Source organism: Umezawaea sp. Da 62-37 (assembly GCF_032460545.1).
Taxonomy (GTDB): domain Bacteria; phylum Actinomycetota; class Actinomycetes; order Mycobacteriales; family Pseudonocardiaceae; genus Umezawaea.
The window spans coordinates 6,039,796-6,062,178 of the sequence record NZ_CP135965.1 but is presented as its reverse complement, the minus strand read 5'-3'; the positions used below and the strand labels follow the sequence as shown (position 1 = coordinate 6,062,178).

General features: G+C 71.1%; 26 protein-coding genes. 14 read left to right on the top strand and 12 right to left on the bottom strand.

Annotated features, from left to right (window positions below; translation table 11 throughout):
- Window positions 1–24: 24 nt before the first annotated feature.
- Complete coding sequence (locus tag RM788_RS27880) at window positions 25–411, bottom strand: cold-shock protein (RefSeq protein ID WP_315934784.1); 387 nt, start codon at window positions 409–411, stop codon at window positions 25–27.
- 124 nt (window positions 412–535) lie between these two features.
- Between RM788_RS27880 and RM788_RS27875 the strand changes: the two genes are divergently transcribed.
- Window positions 536–739, top strand: a complete 204-nt coding sequence (locus RM788_RS27875; protein ID WP_315920481.1) for a hypothetical protein — start codon at window positions 536–538, stop codon at window positions 737–739.
- On the opposite strand, the gene RM788_RS27870 is transcribed toward RM788_RS27875, so the two are convergent.
- Window positions 702–1,349 (bottom strand): HAD family hydrolase, encoded by a 648-nt coding sequence (locus RM788_RS27870; protein WP_315920479.1) that lies wholly within the window; start codon window positions 1,347–1,349, stop codon window positions 702–704. The genes RM788_RS27875 and RM788_RS27870 overlap by 38 nt on opposite strands.
- An 83-nt stretch (window positions 1,350–1,432) precedes the next feature.
- Between RM788_RS27870 and RM788_RS27865 the strand changes: the two genes are divergently transcribed.
- Both RM788_RS27865 and RM788_RS27860 read left to right on the top strand, forming a co-directional pair.
- Complete coding sequence (locus RM788_RS27865; protein WP_315920477.1) at window positions 1,433–2,023, top strand: TetR/AcrR family transcriptional regulator; 591 nt, start codon at window positions 1,433–1,435, stop codon at window positions 2,021–2,023.
- Between the two features lie 26 nt (window positions 2,024–2,049).
- Window positions 2,050–2,457: a hypothetical protein gene (locus tag RM788_RS27860; RefSeq protein WP_315920475.1), complete on the top strand. Its 408-nt coding sequence runs from the start codon at window positions 2,050–2,052 to the stop codon at window positions 2,455–2,457.
- On the opposite strand, the gene RM788_RS27855 is transcribed toward RM788_RS27860, so the two are convergent.
- Window positions 2,439–3,410: a Gfo/Idh/MocA family protein gene (locus tag RM788_RS27855; RefSeq protein WP_315920473.1), complete on the bottom strand. Its 972-nt coding sequence runs from the start codon at window positions 3,408–3,410 to the stop codon at window positions 2,439–2,441. The genes RM788_RS27860 and RM788_RS27855 overlap by 19 nt on opposite strands.
- Before the next feature lie 32 nt (window positions 3,411–3,442).
- On the opposite strand from RM788_RS27855, the gene RM788_RS27850 reads away from it, so the two are divergent.
- The 4 genes from RM788_RS27850 to RM788_RS27835 all read left to right on the top strand — a co-directional run bounded on the left by RM788_RS27850 (window position 3,443) and on the right by RM788_RS27835 (window position 5,706).
- Window positions 3,443–3,817, top strand: coding sequence for a YccF domain-containing protein (locus RM788_RS27850; RefSeq protein WP_315920471.1), 375 nt, complete (start codon window positions 3,443–3,445; stop codon window positions 3,815–3,817).
- 126 nt (window positions 3,818–3,943) lie between these two features.
- On the top strand, window positions 3,944–4,423 hold the full coding sequence (locus RM788_RS27845; RefSeq protein WP_315920469.1) for a hypothetical protein: 480 nt from the start codon (window positions 3,944–3,946) through the stop codon (window positions 4,421–4,423).
- A 51-nt stretch (window positions 4,424–4,474) separates the two neighbouring features.
- On the top strand, window positions 4,475–5,098 hold the full coding sequence (locus RM788_RS27840) for a hypothetical protein (RefSeq protein WP_315920467.1): 624 nt from the start codon (window positions 4,475–4,477) through the stop codon (window positions 5,096–5,098).
- A 47-nt stretch (window positions 5,099–5,145) separates the two neighbouring features.
- Window positions 5,146–5,706: a hypothetical protein gene (locus tag RM788_RS27835; protein ID WP_315920465.1), complete on the top strand. Its 561-nt coding sequence runs from the start codon at window positions 5,146–5,148 to the stop codon at window positions 5,704–5,706.
- On the opposite strand, the gene RM788_RS27830 is transcribed toward RM788_RS27835, so the two are convergent.
- Window positions 5,703–7,301 carry an AMP-binding protein gene (locus RM788_RS27830; RefSeq protein WP_315920463.1) on the bottom strand — a complete coding sequence of 533 codons (1,599 nt, stop codon included), beginning with the start codon at window positions 7,299–7,301 and terminating at the stop codon, window positions 5,703–5,705. The genes RM788_RS27835 and RM788_RS27830 overlap by 4 nt on opposite strands.
- A 116-nt stretch (window positions 7,302–7,417) precedes the next feature.
- Between RM788_RS27830 and RM788_RS27825 the strand changes: the two genes are divergently transcribed.
- Genes RM788_RS27825 through RM788_RS27815 form a run of 3 tightly spaced genes read left to right on the top strand, consistent with a single transcriptional unit; the run spans window position 7,418 to window position 9,368 of the window.
- Entirely contained in the window at window positions 7,418–7,780 is a 363-nt protein-coding gene (locus tag RM788_RS27825; RefSeq protein WP_315920461.1) for a GntR family transcriptional regulator, read from the top strand.
- Entirely contained in the window at window positions 7,777–8,658 is an 882-nt protein-coding gene (locus RM788_RS27820; protein WP_315920459.1) for an ATP-binding cassette domain-containing protein, read from the top strand. Before RM788_RS27825 ends, RM788_RS27820 begins: the two co-directional genes overlap by 4 nt.
- A gap of 11 nt (window positions 8,659–8,669) precedes the next feature.
- Window positions 8,670–9,368, top strand: coding sequence for a hypothetical protein (locus tag RM788_RS27815; RefSeq protein WP_315920457.1), 699 nt, complete (start codon window positions 8,670–8,672; stop codon window positions 9,366–9,368).
- Window positions 9,369–9,372: 4 nt separating this feature from the next.
- Here the strand turns inward: RM788_RS27815 and RM788_RS27810 are convergent, their stop codons facing one another.
- The 4 genes from RM788_RS27810 to RM788_RS27795 all read right to left on the bottom strand — a co-directional run bounded on the left by RM788_RS27810 (window position 9,373) and on the right by RM788_RS27795 (window position 12,443).
- The gene (locus tag RM788_RS27810) at window positions 9,373–10,173 is read right to left on the bottom strand and encodes a metallophosphoesterase family protein (RefSeq protein ID WP_315920455.1); all 801 of its coding nucleotides are present in this window, start codon (window positions 10,171–10,173) and stop codon (window positions 9,373–9,375) included.
- Window positions 10,174–10,249: 76 nt separating this feature from the next.
- The gene (locus tag RM788_RS27805) at window positions 10,250–10,969 is read right to left on the bottom strand and encodes a maleylpyruvate isomerase family mycothiol-dependent enzyme (RefSeq protein WP_315920453.1); all 720 of its coding nucleotides are present in this window, start codon (window positions 10,967–10,969) and stop codon (window positions 10,250–10,252) included.
- 169 nt (window positions 10,970–11,138) lie between these two features.
- The gene (locus tag RM788_RS27800) at window positions 11,139–11,951 is read right to left on the bottom strand and encodes an HAD-IIA family hydrolase (protein ID WP_315920451.1); all 813 of its coding nucleotides are present in this window, start codon (window positions 11,949–11,951) and stop codon (window positions 11,139–11,141) included.
- Window positions 11,952–11,993: 42 nt separating this feature from the next.
- Window positions 11,994–12,443, bottom strand: coding sequence for a MarR family winged helix-turn-helix transcriptional regulator (locus tag RM788_RS27795; RefSeq protein WP_315920449.1), 450 nt, complete (start codon window positions 12,441–12,443; stop codon window positions 11,994–11,996).
- A 147-nt stretch (window positions 12,444–12,590) separates the two neighbouring features.
- On the opposite strand from RM788_RS27795, the gene moaA reads away from it, so the two are divergent.
- The 3 genes from moaA (at window position 12,591) to RM788_RS27780 (ending at window position 16,314) form a co-directional block, all read left to right on the top strand.
- Entirely contained in the window at window positions 12,591–13,649 is a 1,059-nt protein-coding gene (moaA, locus tag RM788_RS27790) for a GTP 3',8-cyclase MoaA (RefSeq protein WP_399340257.1), read from the top strand.
- 1 nt (window position 13,650) lies between these two features.
- On the top strand, window positions 13,651–13,905 hold the full coding sequence (locus RM788_RS27785) for a MoaD/ThiS family protein (RefSeq protein WP_315920447.1): 255 nt from the start codon (window positions 13,651–13,653) through the stop codon (window positions 13,903–13,905).
- Between the two features lie 1,734 nt (window positions 13,906–15,639).
- A complete protein-coding gene (locus RM788_RS27780) occupies window positions 15,640–16,314 on the top strand; it encodes a transglycosylase family protein (protein WP_315934782.1) in 675 nt (224 codons plus the stop codon).
- A gap of 453 nt (window positions 16,315–16,767) precedes the next feature.
- Here the strand turns inward: RM788_RS27780 and RM788_RS27775 are convergent, their stop codons facing one another.
- The 4 genes from RM788_RS27775 to RM788_RS27760 form a co-directional block, all read right to left on the bottom strand.
- Entirely contained in the window at window positions 16,768–17,691 is a 924-nt protein-coding gene (locus RM788_RS27775) for a molybdenum cofactor biosynthesis protein MoaE (RefSeq protein WP_315920445.1), read from the bottom strand.
- Complete coding sequence (gene moaC / locus RM788_RS27770; protein WP_315920443.1) at window positions 17,688–18,170, bottom strand: cyclic pyranopterin monophosphate synthase MoaC; 483 nt, start codon at window positions 18,168–18,170, stop codon at window positions 17,688–17,690. Before moaC ends, RM788_RS27775 begins: the two co-directional genes overlap by 4 nt.
- 29 nt (window positions 18,171–18,199) lie before the next feature.
- Window positions 18,200–19,591 (bottom strand): NAD-dependent malic enzyme, encoded by a 1,392-nt coding sequence (locus tag RM788_RS27765; RefSeq protein ID WP_315920441.1) that lies wholly within the window; start codon window positions 19,589–19,591, stop codon window positions 18,200–18,202.
- A gap of 134 nt (window positions 19,592–19,725) precedes the next feature.
- Window positions 19,726–19,911, bottom strand: a complete 186-nt coding sequence (locus tag RM788_RS27760) for a hypothetical protein (protein WP_315920439.1) — start codon at window positions 19,909–19,911, stop codon at window positions 19,726–19,728.
- Between the two features lie 72 nt (window positions 19,912–19,983).
- Here RM788_RS27760 and RM788_RS27755 point away from each other — a divergent pair, with 72 nt between their 5' ends.
- Window positions 19,984–22,239, top strand: a complete 2,256-nt coding sequence (locus RM788_RS27755) for a helicase-associated domain-containing protein (RefSeq protein WP_315920437.1) — start codon at window positions 19,984–19,986, stop codon at window positions 22,237–22,239.
- The last annotated feature ends 144 nt before the right edge of the window (window positions 22,240–22,383 follow it).

Genomic DNA, 22,383 nt, shown 5'->3' with positions numbered 1-22,383 from the left:
TCGGGCGCGGCCGCCGCCGAACCCCTACGGATCCAGCTCCCGAGCCACCGCCCGGACCACCTCGGCCACCAGCTTCGTCGTCTTCCGGTCCGGGTACCGGTCCCGCCGCAGGTCCGGCTGGATCTTCGTCTCCAGCAGCTTGATCATGTCCTCGACCAGCCCGTGCAGCTCCTCCGCGGGCCTCCGCCGCGCCTCCGCCACCGAGGGCGCCGGGTCGACGAGCCGCACCGACAGCGCCTGCGGCCCGCGCCGCCCCTCCGCCATCCCGAACTCGATGCGCTGGCCGGCCTTCAAGCCCTCGACGCCCGGAGGTAGCGCGGACTTCCGCACGTAAACGTCCTCGCCGCCGTCCTGGGTGACGAAGCCGAAGCCCTTCTCCGTGTCGTACCACTTGACCTTGCCGGTCGGCACTGCCCTCACCATTCCCTTGCTTTGACACGACGAAGCGCCCCGGGCGTACCCAGGACGCGTTCCCCCAGAGTAGCCAGAAGACCAGGGCGCGGGCACCTCCGATTGCGCGACTACCCTCGTCGCCATGACCGCTCCGAAGCTGATGCCGCTGGCTCTGGGCTTGTTCGCGCTTGGCCTCGTGGCGATCGTCGTGGTGTTCGCGCTGTTCGCGACGGGCGCGTCGAACCTGCCGATCTGGCTCAACCTCGCCGCGTGGCTGCTGACCCCGGTCGGGCTGGGGCTCGGCGTGGTCAGCGCGGTGCGGAACTCCCGGACGCGGAAGCGCTGAGCCGGTCGGCGTTGGCCCGCAGCCAGTCCGGGAACCCGGTCAGGTCGGGCAGCACGAGGTCCGCGCCCTCGTCCTCCAGCTCACGCGCGCTGCACGGTCCGGTGACGACGCCGACCGCCTCGGCTCCGGCGGCCTTGGCGCCGCGGACGTCGCCGACGTGGTCGCCCACGTAGACCGAGGCGCCGTGCAGCAGGAGAGCTTCGGCCTTCCCGGTGGACCAGACGCCGCCGACGAGGTGGTCGACCTCCCAGCCGAACGCGGCCAGGTGCAGCGCCGCGTTCTGGCGGTACTTGCCGGTGACGACCACGACGTCGCCGCCCAGTTCGCGGACCGCGGCAAGCGATTGCGCCGCGCCGGGCAGCTCGACCGTGGAGGGGATGACGACGTCGGGGTAGAGGGCGCGGAACCGGGCGATCAGGTCCGGGATCTCCTCCTCGGGCACCCCGGACTCGCGGTAGACCATGTCCAGCGGCGGGCCGAGGTGGGCGGCGAAGGCCGCGCCGTCGAGCGGGTAGCCGGTCTCCGCGGCGACCGCGTCCATCACGGCGGCCATGCCGGGTCGGGGGTCGATGAGGGTCATGTCCAGGTCGAATCCCACGGTCAGCGGCACCTGGCCACTGTACGACGGCCCGCCGGAACGGGGTCCCCCGTCCAGGTGATGGGCAGCGCTCCCCGATGTGCGAAGGTCAAGTCGTGAGTCGAGTCACCCCCGCCTGCGAACGCCTGGGCACGCCCCTGCGCGACGGCCTGCTGGTCGTCGCGGCGGACCTGCTGGCCGCGCGCGGTTTCGCGGGGCTGCGGATGGCGGACGTGGCGAGCCGCACCGGGGTGAGCAGGCAGACCGTCTACAACGAGTTCGGCAACAAGGCCGGGCTCGTCCAGGCGGTCGCCGTGCACCGGACCGCGGAGTACCTGGTGGGGGTCGAGCAGCGGCTGGGCGGGGCCGACCGGCCGTTCGACGGGATGCGGGACGCGCTCGCGTTCATGCTGGAGCAGGCCTCGAAGGACCGGCTGATCACCTCCGTGGTGACCGGTGCGGACGCCGAGGACCTGCTGCCGTTCCTGACGACCAGGGGCCTGCCGGTGCTGCTCCCGGCGGTCGCGATCGTCGCGGAGCACCTGCGGCGGCGGTGGCCCGACCTGCCCGCCGAGCGGCTCCGCCTGGCCGCCGAGACGATCGTGCGGCTGGTGCTGAGCCACCTGCTGATGCCGAGCGCGCCGCCGGAGCAGGCCGTCGAGGCCATGCTGGCGGTCGCGCGGGCGGTCCTGCCCGAGGAGGGCTGACCGACACCCCGACCGGTCTTGTCGCCATGATGTGGCGACAACGCGTCGAGGAGGTCGGCCCGTGGTCGCCATCCGCACGGAGGTCGCCCGCGTCGGGCGGCACAGCGCTCTTGGGGCCCGCGTTCGTGGCGGCCATCCCGGCAACGTCGCCACGAGCACCGCGATGGGCCGCCCGGTACGGGTACCTGCCGGTGCGGGTCCTGGTCGTCGCGAACGTGCTGGCGGGCCTGGTGCGGTACCTGTCGGCCAAACTCGGCCTGGTCACCGGGATGTCGCTGCCACTCGGCATCCCGTTCGCGCTCGTGCCGCTGACCGCCAGCCGGTCGGTCATGGGCACGGCCGCCAACCGGGTCGGCACCACCGTCGCGGCCGGTGCCGTGTCGGCGGCCGTGATCGTCCTCGACCTCGCGCTGGTCTACCTGACCTTCGCGTAGTCCACGCCCAGCGCCGCCAGCGCGGTGGTCAGCGTGCGCAGCACGGCGACGGTGTCGTCGAGCGGCATCTCCGGGCTCTCGGTGTACCCGTTGGCGATCCGCTGGGTCACCTCCGCGAGCTGCGGGGTGTACCCGTTGCCGTCCAGCTCGGCGCGTTCCTCCACGCCGTTCACCACGATCGCCGCCGGGTTGAAGAACGGCTCGGGCACCTCGATCCGGCCGCCGCTGCCGACGATCGTCGCGCGCACCTCCGGTGTGCTGATCAGCGAACAGGTGAGCAGCGCGTGCGCGCCGCCGGGGTAGGCGAGCAGCAGGGCCGCGTCGGCGTCCACACCCGTCGGCGCGAGCGACCCGTGCACGGTGACCGACTCCGGCTCGCCGAGCACCATGTGCGCGAACGACACCGGGTACACGCCGAGGTCCATCAGCGCGCCGCCGCCCAGCGCCGGATCCCACAGCCGGTGCTCCGGGTCGTAGTCGGCGGTGAAGCCGAAGTCGGCGTGCACCGCCCGCACGTCACCGATCGCGCCCTCGGCGATCAGCTCCCGGATGCGGCGGACCAGCGGGTTGAACCGCGTCCACATCGCCTCCATGAGGAACAGGCCGCGCTCCTTCGCCAGGTCGGCCAGCTCCCGCGCGTCCGCCACGGTCAGCGTGAACGGCTTCTCGCACAGCACGTGCTTGCCCGCCAGCAGCGCCTCCCGCACGACCTCGTGGTGCTGCGCGTGCGGCGTGGCCACGTAGACCACGTCCACCTCGGGATCGGCCAGCAGGTCGGCCGTCGCGCCGTACGCGCGCGGGATGCCGTGCTTCGCGGCGAACGCCTGCGCGCGGGGCAGCGCCCGCGACGACACGGCCACCACCTCGGCGCCCCGCACCCGCACCAGGTCCGACGTGACGACGTCGGCGATACCACCGGGGGCGACTACGCCCCAACGCACCAGGTTGCTCACAACACCGCAGCCTAATCAGGCAAGATCGGAGCATGCGCCTCATCCTGAACGTGATCTGGCTCGTGCTCTGCGGATTCTGGATGGCCGTGGGGTACGCGATCGCCGGTGTGATCTGCTGCATTCTGATCATCACCATCCCGTGGGGCCTCGCGTCGTTCCGGATCGCCAACTACGCCCTGTGGCCGTTCGGCCGCACCGTCGTCGACCGACCGACCGCGGGCACGGCCTCGTTGATCGGCAACGTCATCTGGATCGTCGTCGCCGGCATCTGGCTCGCCATCGGCCACGTCGTCACCGGCATCGCCCTGTGCGTGACGATCATCGGCATCCCGCTCGGCATCGCGAACTTCAAGCTGATCCCGGTGTCGCTCGTGCCGCTGGGCAAGGTCATCGTCCCGCTGCCGTAGCAACCGATCGGGCCTCCACGCGTCTCCCCTCCAGGGGGAAGCATGTGGCGGAAGAGGTTCTTGGCGGCACTGCTGGGATCGGTCGCGGTGCTCTTGGTGATGGCCGGTTTGCCTCGATTGGAATACGTGCCACCGCCATCCTGGACCACCTCGCTCGAGCTGCCACCGTCCACGACGCCATTCGTGCTGCCCACGACGACCGTGCCGCCCACGAAGTCGGGGATGCGCGTCGACCTGGTCCCCGGTCGCGGCCTGGGCGAGGTCGTCGGCGGTCCGCGGGGAGTGCCGGGCGAGGACTTCGAGGTGACCGTCGCGGTGAGCGGTCCGGACGAGCGGACCGGGGTGGGACGGGGCACGCTGATCGTGGATCTGCCGGAACACCTGGCGCTGGGCGGTTGCCGGGGCGACGAGTGGTCCTGCGCGGACAACCTGTCGTCGGTGGCCTGCGGCCTCCTCGGCTCCTTCGGCCCGGACGAACCGTGGCCGGAACTGGTGATCACCTTCCGCAAGCTCCCCGACGCCGGGGACCGGACCGAAGTCGTCCACGTCCGCACGCTCTGGCCCGGCACGGCGTTCGCCGAACTGCCCATCCGGTATGCCGGATGAGCCCGATCCGTTCCAGGGCAGCGGATCCGACCCGCCGGAGGTCCCGCGTCCATGGCTGAGAACGAGCTCGTCCTCAAGCGGCGCAAGCGGATCGTCCGGCTGGCCGCCGCGGCCGCGGTGCTGGGCTTGGCCGTGGGCGTCGTCGTGCTGCGCCCGACCGGGCCGACGGCGGAAGGCCCGCCCGCCGCAGTGCCCTCGGTGCCCTCGACGCCCTCTCCCGCTCCACCCACCGCCATCCCGGACGTGCGACCGCGGCACGAGGAACCCCAGCCGCCCGAGAGCGGATCGCTGAGGGTGGACCTGACTCCGTCCCAGTACGTCCAGATCGACCAGGACGGGTCGTGGTGGGACCACGCCATGCCCTTCGAGGCCTTCGTGTCGGTGACCTCCTGGGCCGAGTCGACGACCACGGTCCCGCTGCGGGTCTCCGTGGCCTTCGACCGCGCCGAACTGGCGGTCCACGGCACCGACGGCCCCCGCTGGGTGTGCGAACCGAGCGATGCGGGCTTGACCTGCACCAGTTCCGACGTGGTGGAGCCGAAGGAGGCGTGGCCGCCGCTGGCGGTCGAGTTCTCGCCGATGGGCGAGGTCCGGCGGGGCACCATCGCGGTGACGGCGAGCGGGCCGGGCGACGGCGCCGCGGAAGCGATCATCACCGTGGCGACCTACACCTAGATCCGTGATCCGGGCAACAGAACCGACCTCCGGGCGTCCTTCAGGACATGACGGACATCGGGCATGAGAAAGCGCTTACCCCGTTCATCGACAGGGGAATCGCGTTGGCGGTCGCGGTCTTGCTGGTCGGCGCGGGGATCACGGCGTGCACCTCCCCGACGACCGCGCGGGAACCGGGCACGTCGGCTGCTCCCGACTCCGGCAGCCCCGATCCGGGCGACCAGCCGCTGGACGTGGACCTGAGCCCCGGCCAGTACGTCGGGGTGTCGGACATCGGGGCCTTCCGGGTGCATGGCGACCTGTCGGTCGTCGTGACCGTGACCAACACCGGCGAGTCGACCACGGTGGAGCCGCTGGAGGTCGTCCTGCGGGTGCCCACGGAAAGCCTGCACCTGGTCAACCGCGAGGACGACGCGTGGGACTGCGAAGCGGACGACGAGGGCATGCGGTGCACGATCCCCGACGTCGTCGTACCCGAGGAGTCGTGGCCGGAGTTGCTGGTCGGGTTCGTCGAGGACACCTCGGTCGCGGGCACCCTGGACGTCACCACGAGCGGTTCGGGGACCGGTGGGGCGAGCGTCGACTTCGCGATCGACACCAGCCTCTAGAGCCCCAGGATCGTCACCGCCTCCTCGCGCATCTGGATCTTGCGGACCTTGCCGGTGACGGTCATGGGGAACTCGTCGACCACGTGCACGTACCGCGGGATCTTGTAGTGGGCGAGCTTCCCGGCGCAGAACTCGCGCAACGCCTCCGCGGTGATGGGCGCGGCATCGGGCCGCAGCCGGATCCACGCCATCAGCTCCTCGCCGTAGCGGGCGTCGGGAACGCCGATCACCTGCGCGTCCAGGACGTCCGGGTGCGTGTAGAGGAACTCCTCGATCTCGCGCGGGTACACGTTCTCGCCGCCGCGGATCACCATGTCCTTGATGCGGCCGGTGATGTTGACGTAGTCGTCGTCGTCCATGACCGCGAGGTCGCCGGTGTGCATCCAGCGCGCGGAGTCGATCGCCTCGGCGGTCTTGTCCGGCTGCTCCCAGTACCCGAGCATCACCGAGTAGCCGCGGGTGCACAGCTCGCCGGGTGTGCCGCGCGGCACGGTCCGGCCGTCCACGGGGTCGACGACCTTGACCTCCAGGTGCGGCCCGACCCTGCCGACGGTGGACACGCGGCGGTCCAGGGAGTCGTCGACGCGGGTCTGCGTGGAGACCGGCGACGTCTCGGTCATGCCGTAGCAGATGGACACCTCGCTCATGCCCATCCGGTCGATGACCTGCTTCATCACCTCCACCGGGCACGGTGACCCGGCCATGATCCCGGTGCGCAGCGACGACAGGTCGTAGGAGTCGAAGTCCGGTTCGGCCAGCTCCGCGATGAACATCGTCGGCACGCCGTAGAGCGAGGTGCAGCGCTCCTCGGCGACCGCGCGCAACGTCGCGGCGGGCGCGAAGCCCTGCGCGGGGATGACCATGCACGCGCCGTGCGAGGTGGCCGCGAGGTTGCCCATGACCATGCCGAAGCAGTGGTAGAAGGGCACCGGGATGCAGATCCGGTCCTGCTCGGAGTAGCCGACCAGCTCGCCGACGAAGAAGCCGTTGTTGAGGATGTTGTGGTGCGACAGGGTCGCGCCCTTCGGGAACCCGGTCGTGCCCGACGTGTACTGCACGTTGATCGGGTCGTCCGCCGAGAGCCCCGGCAGCTCCGGCCGTTCGGTGGTGGCCAGCAGGTCCGTCCACTCCGGACTCCCGAGCAGCACGACCTGCTGGAGGCCGGAGCACTTCGGCCGGACCTGCTCGATCATGCCCGCGTAGTCGGAGGTCTTGAAGTCGCGCGCGGCGATCAGCGTGCGCACCCCGGACTGGTTGAGCACGTACTCCAGCTCGTGCACGCGGTAGGCCGGGTTGACGTTGACCATGATCGCGCCGATCTTGGCCGTGGCGTACTGGACGAGCACCCACTCGGCGCGGTTCGGCGCCCAGATCCCGACCCGGTCGCCCACCCGCACCCCGGACGCGAGCAGCCCCGCGGCGAGCGCGTCGACCTCGACGCCCAGCTCGCGGTACGTCCAGCGGCGGCCGGTCTCGCACTCGACCAGCGCCTCGCGGTCGCCGAAGCGCTCGACGGCGCGGTCGAAGTTCGCGCCGATGGTGTCGCCGAGCAGGGGGACGGTGGAAGTACCGGACGAGTAGCTGACCGTGGACACGCTGACCTCCCGCGACGGACGTTGTGGCGCGTGCACACCTTCGCACGTGGACTTGACGAAAGCAGCCTCATCGGTGCTACGGTTCGTTACTCAAGTAACGAACCAAGGAAGTGCCGATGTTCGACGACCGGAGCCCGATCTACCGGCAGATCGCCGACCGGATCAAGGCCGACGTGCTGGCCGGGACGTTGGAGGCGGACCAGCAGGTCATGTCCACCAACCAGTACGCGGCCTTCTACCGGATCAACCCGGCGACCGCGGCGAAGGCCTTCCAGCAGCTCGTCGACGAGGACGTGCTCTACAAGAAGAGGGGGATCGGGATGTTCGTGAGCCCAACGGCGCGCGACGCGCTCCGGACGCGGGGGCGGGAGGCGTTCTTCGGCCAGGTCGTCGACCCGATGGTGGCGGAGGCGAGGGCCATCGGGATCCCGCTGGCCGACGTGATCAAGCGGATCGAGCAGCTGGAGGGCGACCGATGAGGGTCGAGGTCCGGGGCCTCACCGTCCGCTACGGCGACGTCCCCGCCGTCGACGACCTGTCGTTCACGCTGGCGGAGAACAAGGTGCACGGGCTGCTCGGCCGCAACGGCGCGGGCAAGTCGAGCCTGATGTCGGTCCTCGCCTCGTTCCGCAAGCCCACCGGCGGCACCGTGCTGGTCGACGGGCAGCCGGTGTTCGAGAACCGCCGCGTCACCAGCCGCGTCTGCCTGGTCCAGCACGGCGTCGACCCGGCCGACAAGGGCGACCGGGTGCAGGACGCCCTGAGCTACGCGGGCGACCTGCGGGAAACCTGGGACGCCGGGTACGCGGAGCGGCTGGTCGAGCTGTTCCGGTTGCCGACGGGCAAGAAGCTCAGCGGGCTGTCCCTCGGCCAGCGGTCCGCGTTCGGCGTCGTCGTCGGTCTCGCCGGCCGTGCCCCGCTGACCATGTTCGACGAAGCCCACCTCGGCATGGACACCCCGACCCGCTTCGCGTTCTACGACGAGCTGCTGGCCGACTTCATGGCACACCCGCGCACCTTCCTCCTCTCGACGCACCTCATCGAGGAGCTGGCCCCGCTGCTGGAGGAGGTCCTGATCATCGATTCCGGCAGGCTCGTGCTGCACGAGGAGACCGACGCCGTGCGCGCACGCGGCACGTCCGTCACCGGTCCCGTCGGGGCCGTCGACCGGTTCGTGGCGGACCTGACCGTGCTCGACCAGAAGGAACTCGGCCCCACCAAGTCCGCGATGGTCCACGGCACCCTCGACGACGGCCGCCGTGCCGAAGCCGCCCGCGCGGGCCTCGACCTCGGCCCGATCGCCCTGCACGACCTGTTCGTCCACCTCACCGAGCCCGCGGGAAGCGCACGCCGATGAACCTGCCCGTCATGAAGTACCTGAACCGCACCCTCCTGCCGTTCGCCGTCCTCGTCTTCGCCGCGGCCGCGGTGCTCGTCCTCCTGCTCGTGTTCGGCGTCTCGACCACCAGGGACATCGACGTCAGCGGCTGGGACCTGGCCGTGGCGCAGCTCGCGCGCTGGCTGCTGTTCGTGCTGGGCATGCACATGACCCACCGGCTCCTGGTGGTCGTGATCGCCCACGGGAGGACCCGCTCCGAGTTCATGGCGCAGGCGGCGGCGTTCACCGTCCTGCTCAGCGGCGCCTCCGCCCTGCTGGCCGCCGCCGGCTACCTGCTGGAGCACCTGCTGTACACGGCGATGGGGTGGCGGCAGACGATGTCGACGCAGCCGCACTTCGACTCCGGCGCCGAGTTCTCGCGGATCTTCCTCGCCTACTGGGCCGTGTTCGCCGTGTGGACCGCGGTCGGGATGCTCGTCGGCATCGGCTTCGACCGCACTCCGGTGGCGGGCGCGGCCTCCCTGCTGCTCGGCCTCGGCCTCGTCGCGCCCACCATCACCGCGATCGGCGGCTCGGGGAGGCTGCCGCTGCTCCGCGACATCCCCTTCCCCGTGTTCGACTCGCTCCCGCTCGCCGTGGCCCTGTGCGCGGGGTGCTGGGCGCTCGGCCTGCTGCTCACCTGGGCGCTGGTGCGCGACACCCCGGTCGGGGCCAGGGCGGCGGCGTGACCGGTCAGCCGTACGGGAGTTCGACCACCAGGCACGGCCCGCCGCTGTACAGGCCCGCGTCGATGGCGAGCACGCGGTTGTCCGCGTACTGGAGCGGCCCGTCGATCTGCTCGGGCAGGACGCCCAACTGGTCGGCGATGACGCTGTGGCCGTGCACGACGGCCTTGCCGCCCAGCTGTTCGAGCATCTGGTCCGCGGTCTGCACGCCGTGGGTGCCGCGGAACGCGTAGCGGGTGGTCATCCGGCGCCAGCACTCCCACCACTCGCTCAGGTCGTTGTCGGACACGACCTCGCGGACGGCGTCGTTGATCTCGTCGAGGGTGTCGCCGTACTCGAGGTAGGCCATCGTGTCGGAGTGCATGAGGAGGTGGTCGTCGACGAGGGTCATGACGGGCCTGCTGGTGAGCCAGTCGATGTGCTTGTCGGTCAGCCGGTCCTGGTCGCTGCGCAGGCCGCCGTTCATCAGCCAGCTGCGCTCGAAGCTGCGCGAACTGGGCGCGCCGGGCACGGTGCGGTCGCCGAAGCGGTGCATCCCGAGCAGCAGCACCTCGTGGTTGCCCAGCAGCGCGTTCACGCTGCCGCCCACCTCGGCGGCCTCGCCGGAGAGCCGCATCACCAGTTCGATGACGCCGATGCCGTCCGGGCCGCGGTCGACGAAGTCACCGAGGAACCAGAGCTCCGACTCCCCACCGCACCAGTCGCCGTCGGAGTCGAGAAGGTCGGCGATGTGCAGGGAACGGGCGAGCTCAGCGAGGTGCCCGTGCACGTCGCCGACCACGAAGAGCTTTCGCCGGTCGGTGTCCACACCGGCGACGATAGGCGACGCGCGGTGTCGTCGCCGAAAAGTCGATCAGACCGTCATCAGGTAGTCCGATCCGCGGCTACGACAAATCGGTCCACGAGAGGAACGCGCTCGCCTGCGCGTCCCCCACCGCGACCGTCGGCTCACCCCTGCGCCACAGCGCCAGGTACAGCTCCTCGGCAGTGCCGTTGATCACGTTCCCGACCGCTCCAGCGTGCACGACGTGGGGTTGGCGCCCCTCGGTCGCGACCGCCCACACCCGGTCCACGTCGGTGGCGCGCAGTTCGAGGGCGAGCGGCGGGCGCGTCCACTCCGGGCCGTGCAGGAAGTGGGTGAGGAACTCCTCCACACCGTCGGCCGCCACCTCCGGCTCGATCGGGCCGGGGACGCCGACCGCGTTCTCCGCGTCCCAGCCGTGCACGACGGCCTCGTGCGCCTGCCGCCACGCGACGACCCCCGCCGTCGTCAGCCGCTCTGCGTTCCACCACGTCCACGTCGGCGTGTCGTCAGGCGTGGTCCGCTGGGCTTCGAGGTACCGGGCGTTGATCCCCCGCCAACCCCCGACCCGGTCGGGCCCGGTCTTGGCGGCGACCCGCGCCAGGTCCTCGTCCGGCATCGGACCGCCCGCGCGCAGCACCAGCTCCCACCAGGACTGCACGTCGGCGAGGTGCTCGACGAGGTCGCCGACCGTCCACCCCGGACAGCTGGGCACCTCCGCGTCCAGCGCGCCCGGCCCGCTCACCGCCTCGGTGAACCGGCGGCTGTAGCTTGCGAGCACTTCGTGGTGGTCGATCGTCATGCCCGAGGACGCTAGCGACGGGCACCGACAATTTCACGGCCGCTCCTCCGGAGACGGCGGCTCGGCCGCCGGGAGGTCGGCAGTTCGGCCCCGATTCCTCCGGTGTCGGGGACCGCGTCGCCGATACCGGGAAAGTGGTGACCGACCTACCGACGCGGCCTCGCGGGCATCACCCGCTCGCCACCTTCCCGGACGGGTCCGCGAACGGGTCGGCGGAGTTGCCGACGAGTTCGGCGATCGAGTTGATGACCCTGGTCGGGCGGAACGGGTACATCTCGGCGGTCGAGTCCGCGGAGATGCCGGACAGCACGAGGATGGTCTGGAGGCCCGCCTCCAGGCCCGCCCGGATGTCGGTGTCCATCCGGTCGCCGATCATCAGCGTGTTCGCCGAGTGGGTGCCCAGCGCGCGCAGCGCGGACCTCATCATCAACGGGTTGGGCTTGCCCACGAAGTACGGCTCGCGGCCGGTCGCGCGGGCGATCAGCGCGGCCACGGCTCCGGTCGCGGGCAGCGAGCCCTCGCGGCTGGGACCGGTGGCGTCGGGGTTGGTGGCGATGAACTTCGCCCCCTCCTCGACCAGCCGGATGGCCTTGGTGATCGCGGTGAAGCTGTACGTCCTGGTCTCGCCCAGGACCACGTAGTCCGGGTCGCGGTCGGTCAGCACGTACCCGATCTCGTGCAGCGCGGTCGTCAGGCCCGCCTCGCCGATCACGAACGCGGACCCGTTGGGCCGCTGCGAGTCGAGGAACTTCGCGGTGGCCAGCGCCGACGTCCAGATCGCCGTCTCGGGCATGTCCAGCCCGGTGCGCGCCAGCCTGGCCCGCAGGTCGCGCGGGGTGTAGATCGAGTTGTTGGTGAGGACGAGGAACGGGATCTCGTTGCCGGTCAGCTCGGCGACGAACTCACCGGCGCCCGGAATCGGGTGCTCCTCGTGCACCAAGACGCCGTCCATGTCCATCAGGTAGTTCCAACGCTCCGGCATGCGGCACATGATTCACCCGAGCGCGGGGAGCGGCTAGTCAGGTCAGAACATGCGTTCGCGGAAGACCTCGATGGTGAGCTTGTTGTACCGCTCCAGCAGTTCGCGCTCGTCCGGCGTGAACTGGGCGAGGACCGTCTCGACGGTCTCCATCGCCCCCTCGAAGAGGTGCGCGAACTTGTCGGAGTTCTGCGGCGTGACCTCCACGAGCACCTTGCGGCGGTCGTGCGGGTCGCGGACGCGGCGGACGTACCCGGCGCGCTCCAGCCGGTCGATCACGCCGGTGACCGCCCCCGTGGACAGGCCGGACAGCTCGGCGATGCGGCCCGCGGTGAGCGGCCCGTCGGCGCGCATGGCCAGGTCGAGGCACTTCTCGTCGGTGGCCGACAAGCCCATCTGCTCGGCGACCCTGCTGTGGAACATGACCGTGAGCGCGCTCATCTCGCGCGCGTACCAGGCGAAGCGTTCCAGCACGTCCGTCGGCACCTCGGCCATGACCACACTCCTCTTGGCTTGTTCAACATCTTAGCGACTGAGAAAGGGGCTCCGACCTCTGCCTTGTGGGTGACGACCACTAACGCGTGCGTCACAGGCGGGCCTTGTGCAGCCATCCACAACCCTTTCCGGATTACCATGGCGGAGGTGACAGCAGTCGAACTCGGGTTGCCGGTCGTGCGGGGCACACCGGACACGACGGCGCGTCCGGACCAACCGGGGCTGGTCGACCGCTTCGGTCGGGTCGCGACCGACCTCAGGGTCTCGCTGACCGACCGGTGCAACCTGCGCTGCACCTACTGCATGCCCGCCGAGGGCCTCGACTGGCTGCCGCAGCCCGAGGTGCTCAGTGACGAGGAGCTCGCCCGCCTGCTCGCCATCGCCGTCACCCGGCTCGGCGTCACCGACGTCCGGTTCACCGGCGGCGAACCGCTGCTGCGACGCGGCCTGGAGGACGTGATCACGGCCACCGCCGCGTTGCGACCGCGTCCGAAGATCTCCATGACCACCAACGGCCTGTCGCTCGCCAAGCGCGCCGCCTCCCTGGTCGCGGCCGGGCTGAACAGGGTGAACGTCTCCCTGGACACCCTGGACCGCGCCAGGTTCCACGAGCTGACCAGGCGCGACCGGCTGCACGACGTGTTCGAGGGCATGGCTGCCGCCCGCGCGGCGGGACTGGACCCCGTGAAGATCAACTCGGTGCTGCTGCGCGGCGTGAACGAGGACGAGGCCGTCCCGCTGCTCCGGTTCGCCGTCGAGAACGGCTACCAGCTGCGGTTCATCGAGCAGATGCCGCTCGACCCGCAGCACGGCTGGGACCGCTCCAGCATGGTCACCGCCGCCGAGATCCTCGCCTCCCTCGGCACCGGGTTCACCCTGACCCCCGAACCGGTCGCCCGCGGCGGCGCCCCCGCCGAACGCTGGCTGGTCGACGGCGGTCCCGCCGTCGTCGGCGTCATCGCCTCGGTCACCAGGCCGTTCTGCGCAGCCTGCGACCGCACCCGGCTCACCGCCGACGGCCAGCTCCGCAACTGCCTGTTCAGCCAGTCCGAGACCGACCTGCGCGCCCCGCTGCGATCGGGCGGGTCCGACGACGAGATCGCCGACATGTGGCGCGCCACCATGTGGGCCAAAGCCGCCGGGCACGGCATCAACGACGCGGGCTTCCACCAGCCCGACCGGCCCATGAGCGCAATCGGAGGATGAGTTGCCCGAGCTGACGGTGCGGTACTTCGCGGGGGCCCGCGCGGCCGCGGGCGTGCCGGACGAGAACATCCCGCTCACCGGCGGCGCCACGGTGGCCGACGTGCTGACGCTGGTGCACGAGCGGCACGGGGAACCGCTGGCACGGGTGCTCGCCTCGGCGAGCTTCCTGCTGGACGGGGTGGCGGTGCGGGATCGCGGGATCCCGGTGCGGTCCGGGGCACTGCTGGACGTGCTGCCGCCGTTCGCCGGGGGATGAGGGGTCGGCTCACGACTCTCGCCGGCGTCTGCTGGCCGGGGGTCCGGAGGCCTCGTAGTGATCTGTTCCGGGGAACCCCGACCAGACCTCGGCGGCATCTTCTGGCCAGGGGGCCGCAGGCCACGCAGTGATCCGTTTCGCGGAACCCCGCCCGTGCGCTGATCCATTCCGCAGAACCCCGCCGATGAGCCGGCCAGACCTCGCCGGCATCTTCTAGCCGCGGGTCCACAGACCTCGCAGTGATCCGTTCCGCGGAACCCCGCCCATGAGCGGACCAGACCTCGCCGCCGGGCCTGCGGAACCTCCGGCCGCGCCGAGAATTGTCGTACCCCTGCCGTAGGTTCGAATCCGGGGGCTTTCCCAACCGGGGGACCTCCGACTCGCCGTGCGCCAGCCCTCGCGGCTGCCTGGACGCAGCGGTCGCAGCCTGGTCACCAGCGCTCTCTGCCAGCCAGAATTGTCGAGCCCTGCCGCAACCTCGAAATCGGGGGCCCACCCAGGCAGAGGCCCGTCCTGCTCAAGCCGGCCCTGCTCAACCGGCCGCGCTCAATCCGGCGCTAACCGACCCAGCGCTGCCCGAAGCAGCCGCCGCCAACCCGCAGATCCCCGGCGGTCATGTTCACCGATCGCAGACGCCGGCCATCGGAGATTCAAGTCGGCCGACGAACCGGCCTCGGCCAGGTGTGCGGGCTCACCGTCGAAAATCGCGGCAAGGTCGGCGGCATCGGCAGGCGTAGGGCCTTCCGGGCACATGTGGAGGCCGTTCGCGGGGGTGCCGTTCGGCCAGGATTTCCGCGCGAATGCGTGATGCGCTGTCCTCTATATAGAGGGCACCTCTGTGGCTCGTGGTCGAAGCAGGAGTCCCCCGCCTGGGTGGGCCCCCCGATCCAAACGTACCGAAGGGGTACGACAGTTCTCGGTGGGTGATCTTGGGCGATGGTTTCCGGCCTCGGGCGGGTGGTTGTTCGGGAGTCCACAGCGGACTGTTCGTCGCTCGCCGCGAGGGCGGGGCGTGGTGGTGATGTCCAATGGCGCCAGTGCTTTCCGGTCTGCCCGTAGGGGCGGGAGTGGTCGGCGATGGTGCGCGGTGGGTCCGCTCGGGTGCCATCGGTTTGCCCGTTGGGGCAGAGATTGCCGTCGAGGAGTCGAGGGCGCAACCGGTGGGCGATCCGCCTCGGCTCGGCACGCCTGCGGAGGCGGGTGCGGGCGAAGTGGCGGCAAGTGGCCCAGTGGCGTGACGACCGTTCGCCGAGAACAGGTTCGGAGCGGGAGCTGTCGATCTTGAGCGGTGACTCGACGGGAAGCCTCGTCCCGAAGCGCATGTCTCGACCGCGAGTGCGTTCTCGGAGGGGTCGCCGAGGTTGCTCAAGTGGAGCAATCACGTGAGGCACGCCTCACTTAGGGTGATTCATCTCGACCGATCTCGGTAAGGATACGGCACGGTAACGGCCCTCCTACCTGCACTTATTACCCCTCCACCGCAGAACGCCATTCGTCACTGTGGCGTGCGTCACGGCCCGAATCGTTTGGGTTCCCGCCGATGGTTACGTACGGTCGCTAATCGACTGGCCCCGACCAGTCACGAGCACTACCGGGAGACCGAGCACCGAGCCCTGTCCAGCGGTCCCCCGGAACACACCCCGAGCGAGAAATCCCGCCGGACAGGGGCTGACGAACACCACCGGGCCCGAACCCGAGTTCCGACGCAGGTGCTGGTGGACCGTGAGGAAAATGATTTCTTACCGAGGCAAGCACCGCCAGCTGTCCAGTGCCGCTCGCAGCATCGCCAAGGTCGCGGTGGCCGGCATCATCGTCGGTGCACCGCTCAGCATGGCCGCCGGTACAGCCCAGGCCCAGGGTGGAGTCGACTGGGACGCCGTCGCGCAGTGCGAGAGCGGTGGCAACTGGAGCATCAACACCGGCAACGGCTACTACGGCGGTCTGCAGTTCTCCCCCAGCACGTGGGCCGCCAACGGCGGCTCCGGCTCGGCAGCGGGCGCGTCCCGCGAGGAGCAGATCCGCGTGGCCGAGAACGTCCTGCAGTCGCAGGGCATCGGCGCGTGGCCGGTCTGCGGTCCGCGCGGGCTCGGCGGTGGTGGCACGCCCGCAGTGGTGCAGGCCGCCCCCGTCCAGCAGGCGCCCGTGCAGCAGCAGCAGCAGGCCGCCCCGGCCCCGTCGCAGCAGCGGGTCGCCCAAGCGCCCGTGCAGCAGCACGCGGCCCCGGTCGTGGTCGCGCTGCCGTCGTCGAACCCGGACGGCGACTACGAGATCAAGGCGGGCGACACCCTGTCGAAGATCGCCGATGAGCAGAAGGTCGAGGGGGGCTGGGCCAAGCTGGCTGAGCTCAACAAGGACTTCATCCCGAACCACGACCTGATCCTGCCCGGCCAGAAGATCGCTACGAAGTAGGGATTTGGTCGGCTGTGCAGTAGGGATTTGGATCGCTGCGGAGCAGGGATCTGGTTTGGATGTGCCCGGTGTGTCGGGTGATGGATGTGAGGCCCCAACCGCCGGTTTTGGCGGTTGGGGTTCTTTCCGTTGGATGGGCTCCGTGAGGGTGTTTGGCGGAGCCCGGCCCCCGTGCGCGCGATTGTCTCAATGCCACACCCCTGTTTGTCAAGGCAGGAAAGATGCCTTGACAAACAGGGGTGTGGCAGGAGGGCGCTGTGTATCGGGGGCAGGGGGAGGTCTGGCTCTGCTTGTGTCGGCTGTGCCGGTTCAGGGCACCTCGCTGCGCGTCGGCCAAGGCACCTCGCTACGCGTCGGCAAGGGCACCTCGCTACGCGTCGGCAAGGCGGCGGGCGCTCCGCGCCGGATGCGAGGGGGCGGCTGCGCCGGTGTGGGGTGTTGTTGTTGTTGTGGTTAGGGGCAGTTGACCCATTCGTCGGTGCCGTCGGTGAAGACCTGGCGTTTCCAGACGGGTAGGCGGCGTTTGACCTCGTCGACCAGTTCTGAGCAGACGGCGAAGGCTTCTTTGCGGTGTTCGGCGGCGACTGCGACTACGAGGGCGACGTCGCCGATGGCGAGGGGGCCTACGCGGTGGGAGACGGCTAGGGCTCGGACGCCTGAGTAGCGGGTGGCGATGTCGGCTGCTACTTCGGCGACGATGTCTGCGGCGCTGGGGTGGCCTACGTATTCGAGTTCGCGGACGGAGCGGCCGCCGTCGTGGTCTCGGACTACGCCGGAGAAGGTGACGACGGCGCCTGCGCCCGCGTCTTCGACGAGGGCGGCGTGTTCTTCGATCGAGAGCGGTGATTCGCTGACGGTGGCGCGGAGCACTGCGGCCGGGCCGGTGTGGAGGGCGGCGTTGGCGTGGACGTGGTCGCCGCCGCGGAGTTGGTCGACCGCGTGGTCGATGACCAGGCCGAGGATCTCCAGGCCGTCGCGGACGCCGCCGGTGGAGCCGGGGAGGTTGACGACGAGGGTGCGGCCTGCCACGCCTGCGAGGCCGCGGGAGAGCACGGCGGTCGGGACGGTGGGCCAGCCGGAGCGGCGGATGGCGTCGGCGAGACCCGGAACCTCGTAGTCGAGGACCGCGCGGGTGGCTTCCGGGGTGCGGTCGGTGGGGTTGATGCCGGTGCCGCCGGTCGTGACGACGACGTTCGCCTCGGCCGCGACGGCCTGGCGGAGGGCTTCCGCGACCGGTTCGCCGTCGGGGACGACGACTGCGTCGGGGACCTCGAAGCCCTTGCCGCGCAGCCACTCGACGATCAGCGGGCCGCCGCGGTCCTCGTAGACGCCGGAGGCGGCGCGGTTGGAAGCGGTGATGACTCGTGCCGTGTTCATCTGCCCTCCGGGCGGATCCAGGTGCCGGACTTGCCGCCGTCCTTGCGCTCCACGCGCACCGCGTCGATGGACGCGCACGGGTCGACGGCCTTCACCATGTCGTGCAGGGTCAGACCGGCGATGGAGACGGCGGTCAGCGCCTCCATCTCGACGCCGGTCCGGTCGGTCGTGCGGACGGTGGCGGAGATGCGGATCTCCGCCTCGCCCAGCACGAGGCCGACCTCCACGCTCGACAACGACAGCGGGTGGCACAGCGGCACCAGTTCGGACGTGCGCTTCGCGGCCATGATCCCCGCGATCCGGGCGGTCGCGAGCGCGTCGCCCTTGGGCAGGTCGTCCCCGGCGAGCAGTGCCACGACCTCGGGCGTCGTGTGCACCACCCCGGTCGCCACCGCCGTTCTGGTGGTGGGTTCCTTGCCGGAGACGTCGACCATGCGCGCCGCGCCGCTGGAGTCCAGGTGGGTGAACTGCTTGGTCATGCACCCGACTTTAGTGCGGTCGCCGAGTACTAGCCCTTGGCGGCGGCTGCCTGTTTGCGCACTGCTTCCGCCACCGCGCCCGCCACCGTGGCGTCGAAGACGCTGGGCACGATGAACGACGCGTTGAGCTGGTCGGGCGTCACGACGTCGGCGATGGCGTTGGCGGCGGCCAGCAGCATCGCGTCGGTGATGGTCCTGGCGTGCGCGTCGAGCAGACCGCGGAACACGCCGGGGAACGCGAGCACGTTGTTGATCTGGTTCGGGAAGTCGCTGCGCCCGGTGGCCACGACGGCGGCGTGCTGCTGGGCCTCCATCGGGTCGATCTCGGGGTCCGGGTTGGCCAACGCGAACACGATGGCGTCGGAGTTCATCGTCGCGACCTGGGCGGCGCCGAACAGGTTGGGCGCGGACACGCCGATGAACACGTCCGCCTCCACGAGCGCGTCGTGCAGGCGGCCCTTGGCGTTCTTCTTGTTCGTGCGCTCCGCGATGGACTTGAGGTTGCTGTCCATGTTCTCGCGGTCGCGGTGCACGATCCCGTCGACGTCCACGGCGATCACGTCGCCCGGCGTCTGCTGGAGCAGCAGGCGGATGATCGCCGAACCCGCGGCACCCGCGCCGCAGACCACGAGCTTGCAGTCGCGGATGTCCTTGCCGACCACGCGGAGCGCGTTGCGCAGGGCGGCGACGACCACGATGGCGGTGCCGTGCTGGTCGTCGTGGAAGACGGGGATGTCGAGCAGCTCGCGCAGCCGGGCCTCGATCTCGAAGCAGCGCGGCGCGGCGATGTCCTCGAGGTTGATGCCGCCGTAGACCGGCGCGAGGATCTGCACCGTGCGGATGATCTCCTCGGTGTCCTGCGTGTCGAGGCAGATCGGCCACGCGTCGACGCCCGCGAACTTCTTGAACAGCGCCGCCTTGCCCTCCATCACGGGCAGCGCGGCGGCGGGGCCGATGTTGCCCAGGCCCAGCACGGCCGACCCGTCGGTGACGACGGCGACGGTGTTGCGCTTGATCGTGAGGCGGCGCGCGTCCTCGGGGTTCTCCGCGATCGCCTGGCAGATGCGGGCCACACCGGGGGTGTAGGCGCGGGAGAGGTCGTCGCGGTTGCGCAGCGGCACCTTCGACGTGACCTCGATCTTGCCGCCGAGGTGGACCAGGAACGTGCGGTCGGACACCTTGCGGACGACGACGCCGGGCAACGTCTCCAGCGTGTCGGTGATGTCCTTGGCGTGGTTCGCGGACAGGGCGTTGCACGTGAGGTCGATGACGACGCGGTCGCCGTGCGACTCCACGACGTCGAACGCCGTGATCACGCCACCCGCCCGCCCGACCGCACCGGTCAGGTCACCGGCGGCGCTCGCCGAGGGCGGTGCCTCCAGTCGAACGGTGATCGAGTAACCAGGGCCGGGGACCGGCATCGAACCTCCCACGTCAAGTACTGCCCACGCGGGGGTCGAGCCTAGTCTCCGAGCCATTGCGGAACGCGCGCGGCTCGGCGAACGGAGTCGCGCCGGGGCCGCCGCCCGCGAGGGGGCGGCGGCCACGCGGCGGACTACCTGTTGATCTCGGTCACCGGGTGGCGGTAGGGGAGGTCCTCGGCCGCCAGCGGGAACGTGACGACGCCGAAGGGCGACTGGGCCCCCTGGCTGTCGCTGGCGAGTTCGCTGACGACGTGCTCGCCCTCGGGCACGACGGGCCAGTGCGGGTCAATGCGCTCAGGGCGTGCGGCCTTCGCCACGATTCCTCCTCGGTGGGGCTTGCGTCGGGACAAGTGTGCCCGATGGAGGCCCGCACATATACCGTGGTGCAGATGTCCGGCACCACTCTGGCCGACTGGCTGCGCGCACAGGACGACACGGTGCTCGTAGCGCTCCTGCGCGCCCGCCCGGACCTGGCCACGCCCGTCCCGGCCGACACGGCGGTGCTGGCGGCCCGGATCAGCACCCGCGCGTCGGTCTCGCGCGCCTGCGAAGACCTCGACACGTTCACCCTGACGGTGCTCGAGGCGCTGCTGGTGCTGGACGCCGACCTGAACCCCGTGCCGCAGCCCGACCTGGCCCGACTGCTGGGCAAGGAGGTCAAGCCGAGGCCTCTCAAGCAGGCGCTGGCCACGTTGCGCGGCCGCGCCCTGCTGTGGGGCCCGGACGACGCCCTGTCGACCCCGCCCGCCTCCCGCGACGCGGTGGCCGCGTTCCCCGCCGGTCTCGGGCGCTCGGTGCCCGCGCTCGCGGACGTGGACCTGGAGCCGCTGGGCGAGGACGAGCTTCGGGTGCTCAAGACGCTGGCCGACGGCCCGCCGATCGGCCAGACCAGGGACGCCGCGCTGGTCGTAGCGCTGGAGCAGGCCAAGACACCGATCCAGAAGCTGCTGGCGCGCGGGCTGCTGATCCGCCGCGACGGCCAGACCGTGGAACTGCCGCGCGAGGTCGGGCTGCTGGTGCGCGGCGACCGTCCGCTGGGGCGGATCCAGGTCACCGAGCCGCCGATGAAGAGCACCGCGCTCGACGTGTCCGTCGTGGACGAGACGGGTGCGGGCGAGGCCCTGGAGCTGCTGCGCCACGCCGAGTCGCTGATCGCGGCGTGGTCGGACGACCCGCCCGCGGTGCTGCGCACGGGCGGGCTGGGCGTGCGCGAGATGCGGAAGATCGCCAAGGACCTGGAGATCGACGAGCAGCGGGCGTCGCTGCTGATCGAGGTGGTCGTGGCCGCCGGGCTGGTGGGCGACAGCGAGGGCGCCGAGCCGGAGTGGGTGCCGACCGCGCTGGCCGACAGCTGGCTGACCGCCACCCCCGAGGTGCGCTGGTCCACGTTGGCGCAGGCGTGGCTGGACGTGCCGAGGCTGCCCGGTCTGATCGGGCAGCGCGACGAGCGCGAGCGGCTGCTGAACCCGTTGTCGGCCGAGCTGAACCGGGCGAACGCGCCGCGCGACCGGCGTTGGGTGCTGGAGGCCCTCGCGGGCCGCGAGCCGGGCACCACCGTGGCGGACGCGAGCGAGCTGGCCGCCGTGCTGGCATGGCGCGCGCCACGTCGTGGCGGACGGCTGCGCGACGAGCTGGTCCGCTGGACGATGGCGGAGGGCACCGCGCTGGCCGTGCTGTCCAGGGGCGCGATGACCACGGCGGGCCGGGTGCTGATCGGTGAGGGCCCGGCGCTGGCGTCGAAGCAGCTGGCGGACTCGCTGCCCGCTCCGGTCGACCACTTCCTGGTGCAGGCGGACCTGACCGTGGTCGCCCCCGGCAGGCTGGAGCCCGAGCTGGCCGACGAGCTGGCGCTGGTGGCCGACGTCGAGTCCGCGGGTGGCGCCACGGTCTACCGGGTCGGCGACAACTCGGTGCGCCGCGCGTTCGACGCCGGGCGCACTGCCTCCGACCTGCACGAACTGTTCCGCAAGGGGTCGAGGACGCCGATCCCGCAGTCGTTGACCTACCTGATCGACGACGCCGCCCGCAAGCACGGACGGCTGCGCGGCGGTTCCGCCGGGTCGTTCCTGCGCTGCGACGACCCGGTGCTGCTCACCGAGGTCATGGCGCACCCGGCGGCGGACACCCTGGAGCTGCGCAAGATCGCCCCCACCGTCCTGGTCAGCCCGCTGGTGCTGGCCGACGTGCTGGACGGCCTGCGCGCGGCGGGTTTCGCCCCCGCGGCGGAGGGCGCGGACGGCCGGGTGCTGGACCTGAGGGCGAGGGCGAGGCGCATCCCCGGCAAGGCCCGCGCCACCCGCAGGCCCGCGCACGTGCCGACGCCGAGCGAGGAGCAGCTGGGCGAGCTGGTCCGCCTGGTCCGGGCGGGCGACCGGGCGCGGTCGACGCAGCGCGGCGAGCGGATCTCCGTGCCCGCGAACCACGGCAACGGGCCGTCGGCCACCCTGGGCCTGCTCCAGCAGGCGGCGCGCGACGGGCGGAGCGTGCTGGTCGACCTGGTCGACTCGCACGGCACGGCGGCGACCCGCGTGATCAAGCCGCAGATCGTCGGCGGCGGCGTGCTGGAGGGGTACGACCTGAGCTACGGCGAGGTGCGCCGGTTCCCCCTGCACCGCATCACGTCGGCGGCACTCGTGGAGGACTGACCCGGTCTAGGGGGTCAGGATGTCCGGGAGTTCGACTCGGGGTGTCCGGGGGTTCGACACGGGGTGTCTGGGGGTTCGACTCGCGGGTACGCCGAAAGCCTGGTGCGGTCCCCTGCGGAAGAGGGGGCGCACCAGGCGTCGACG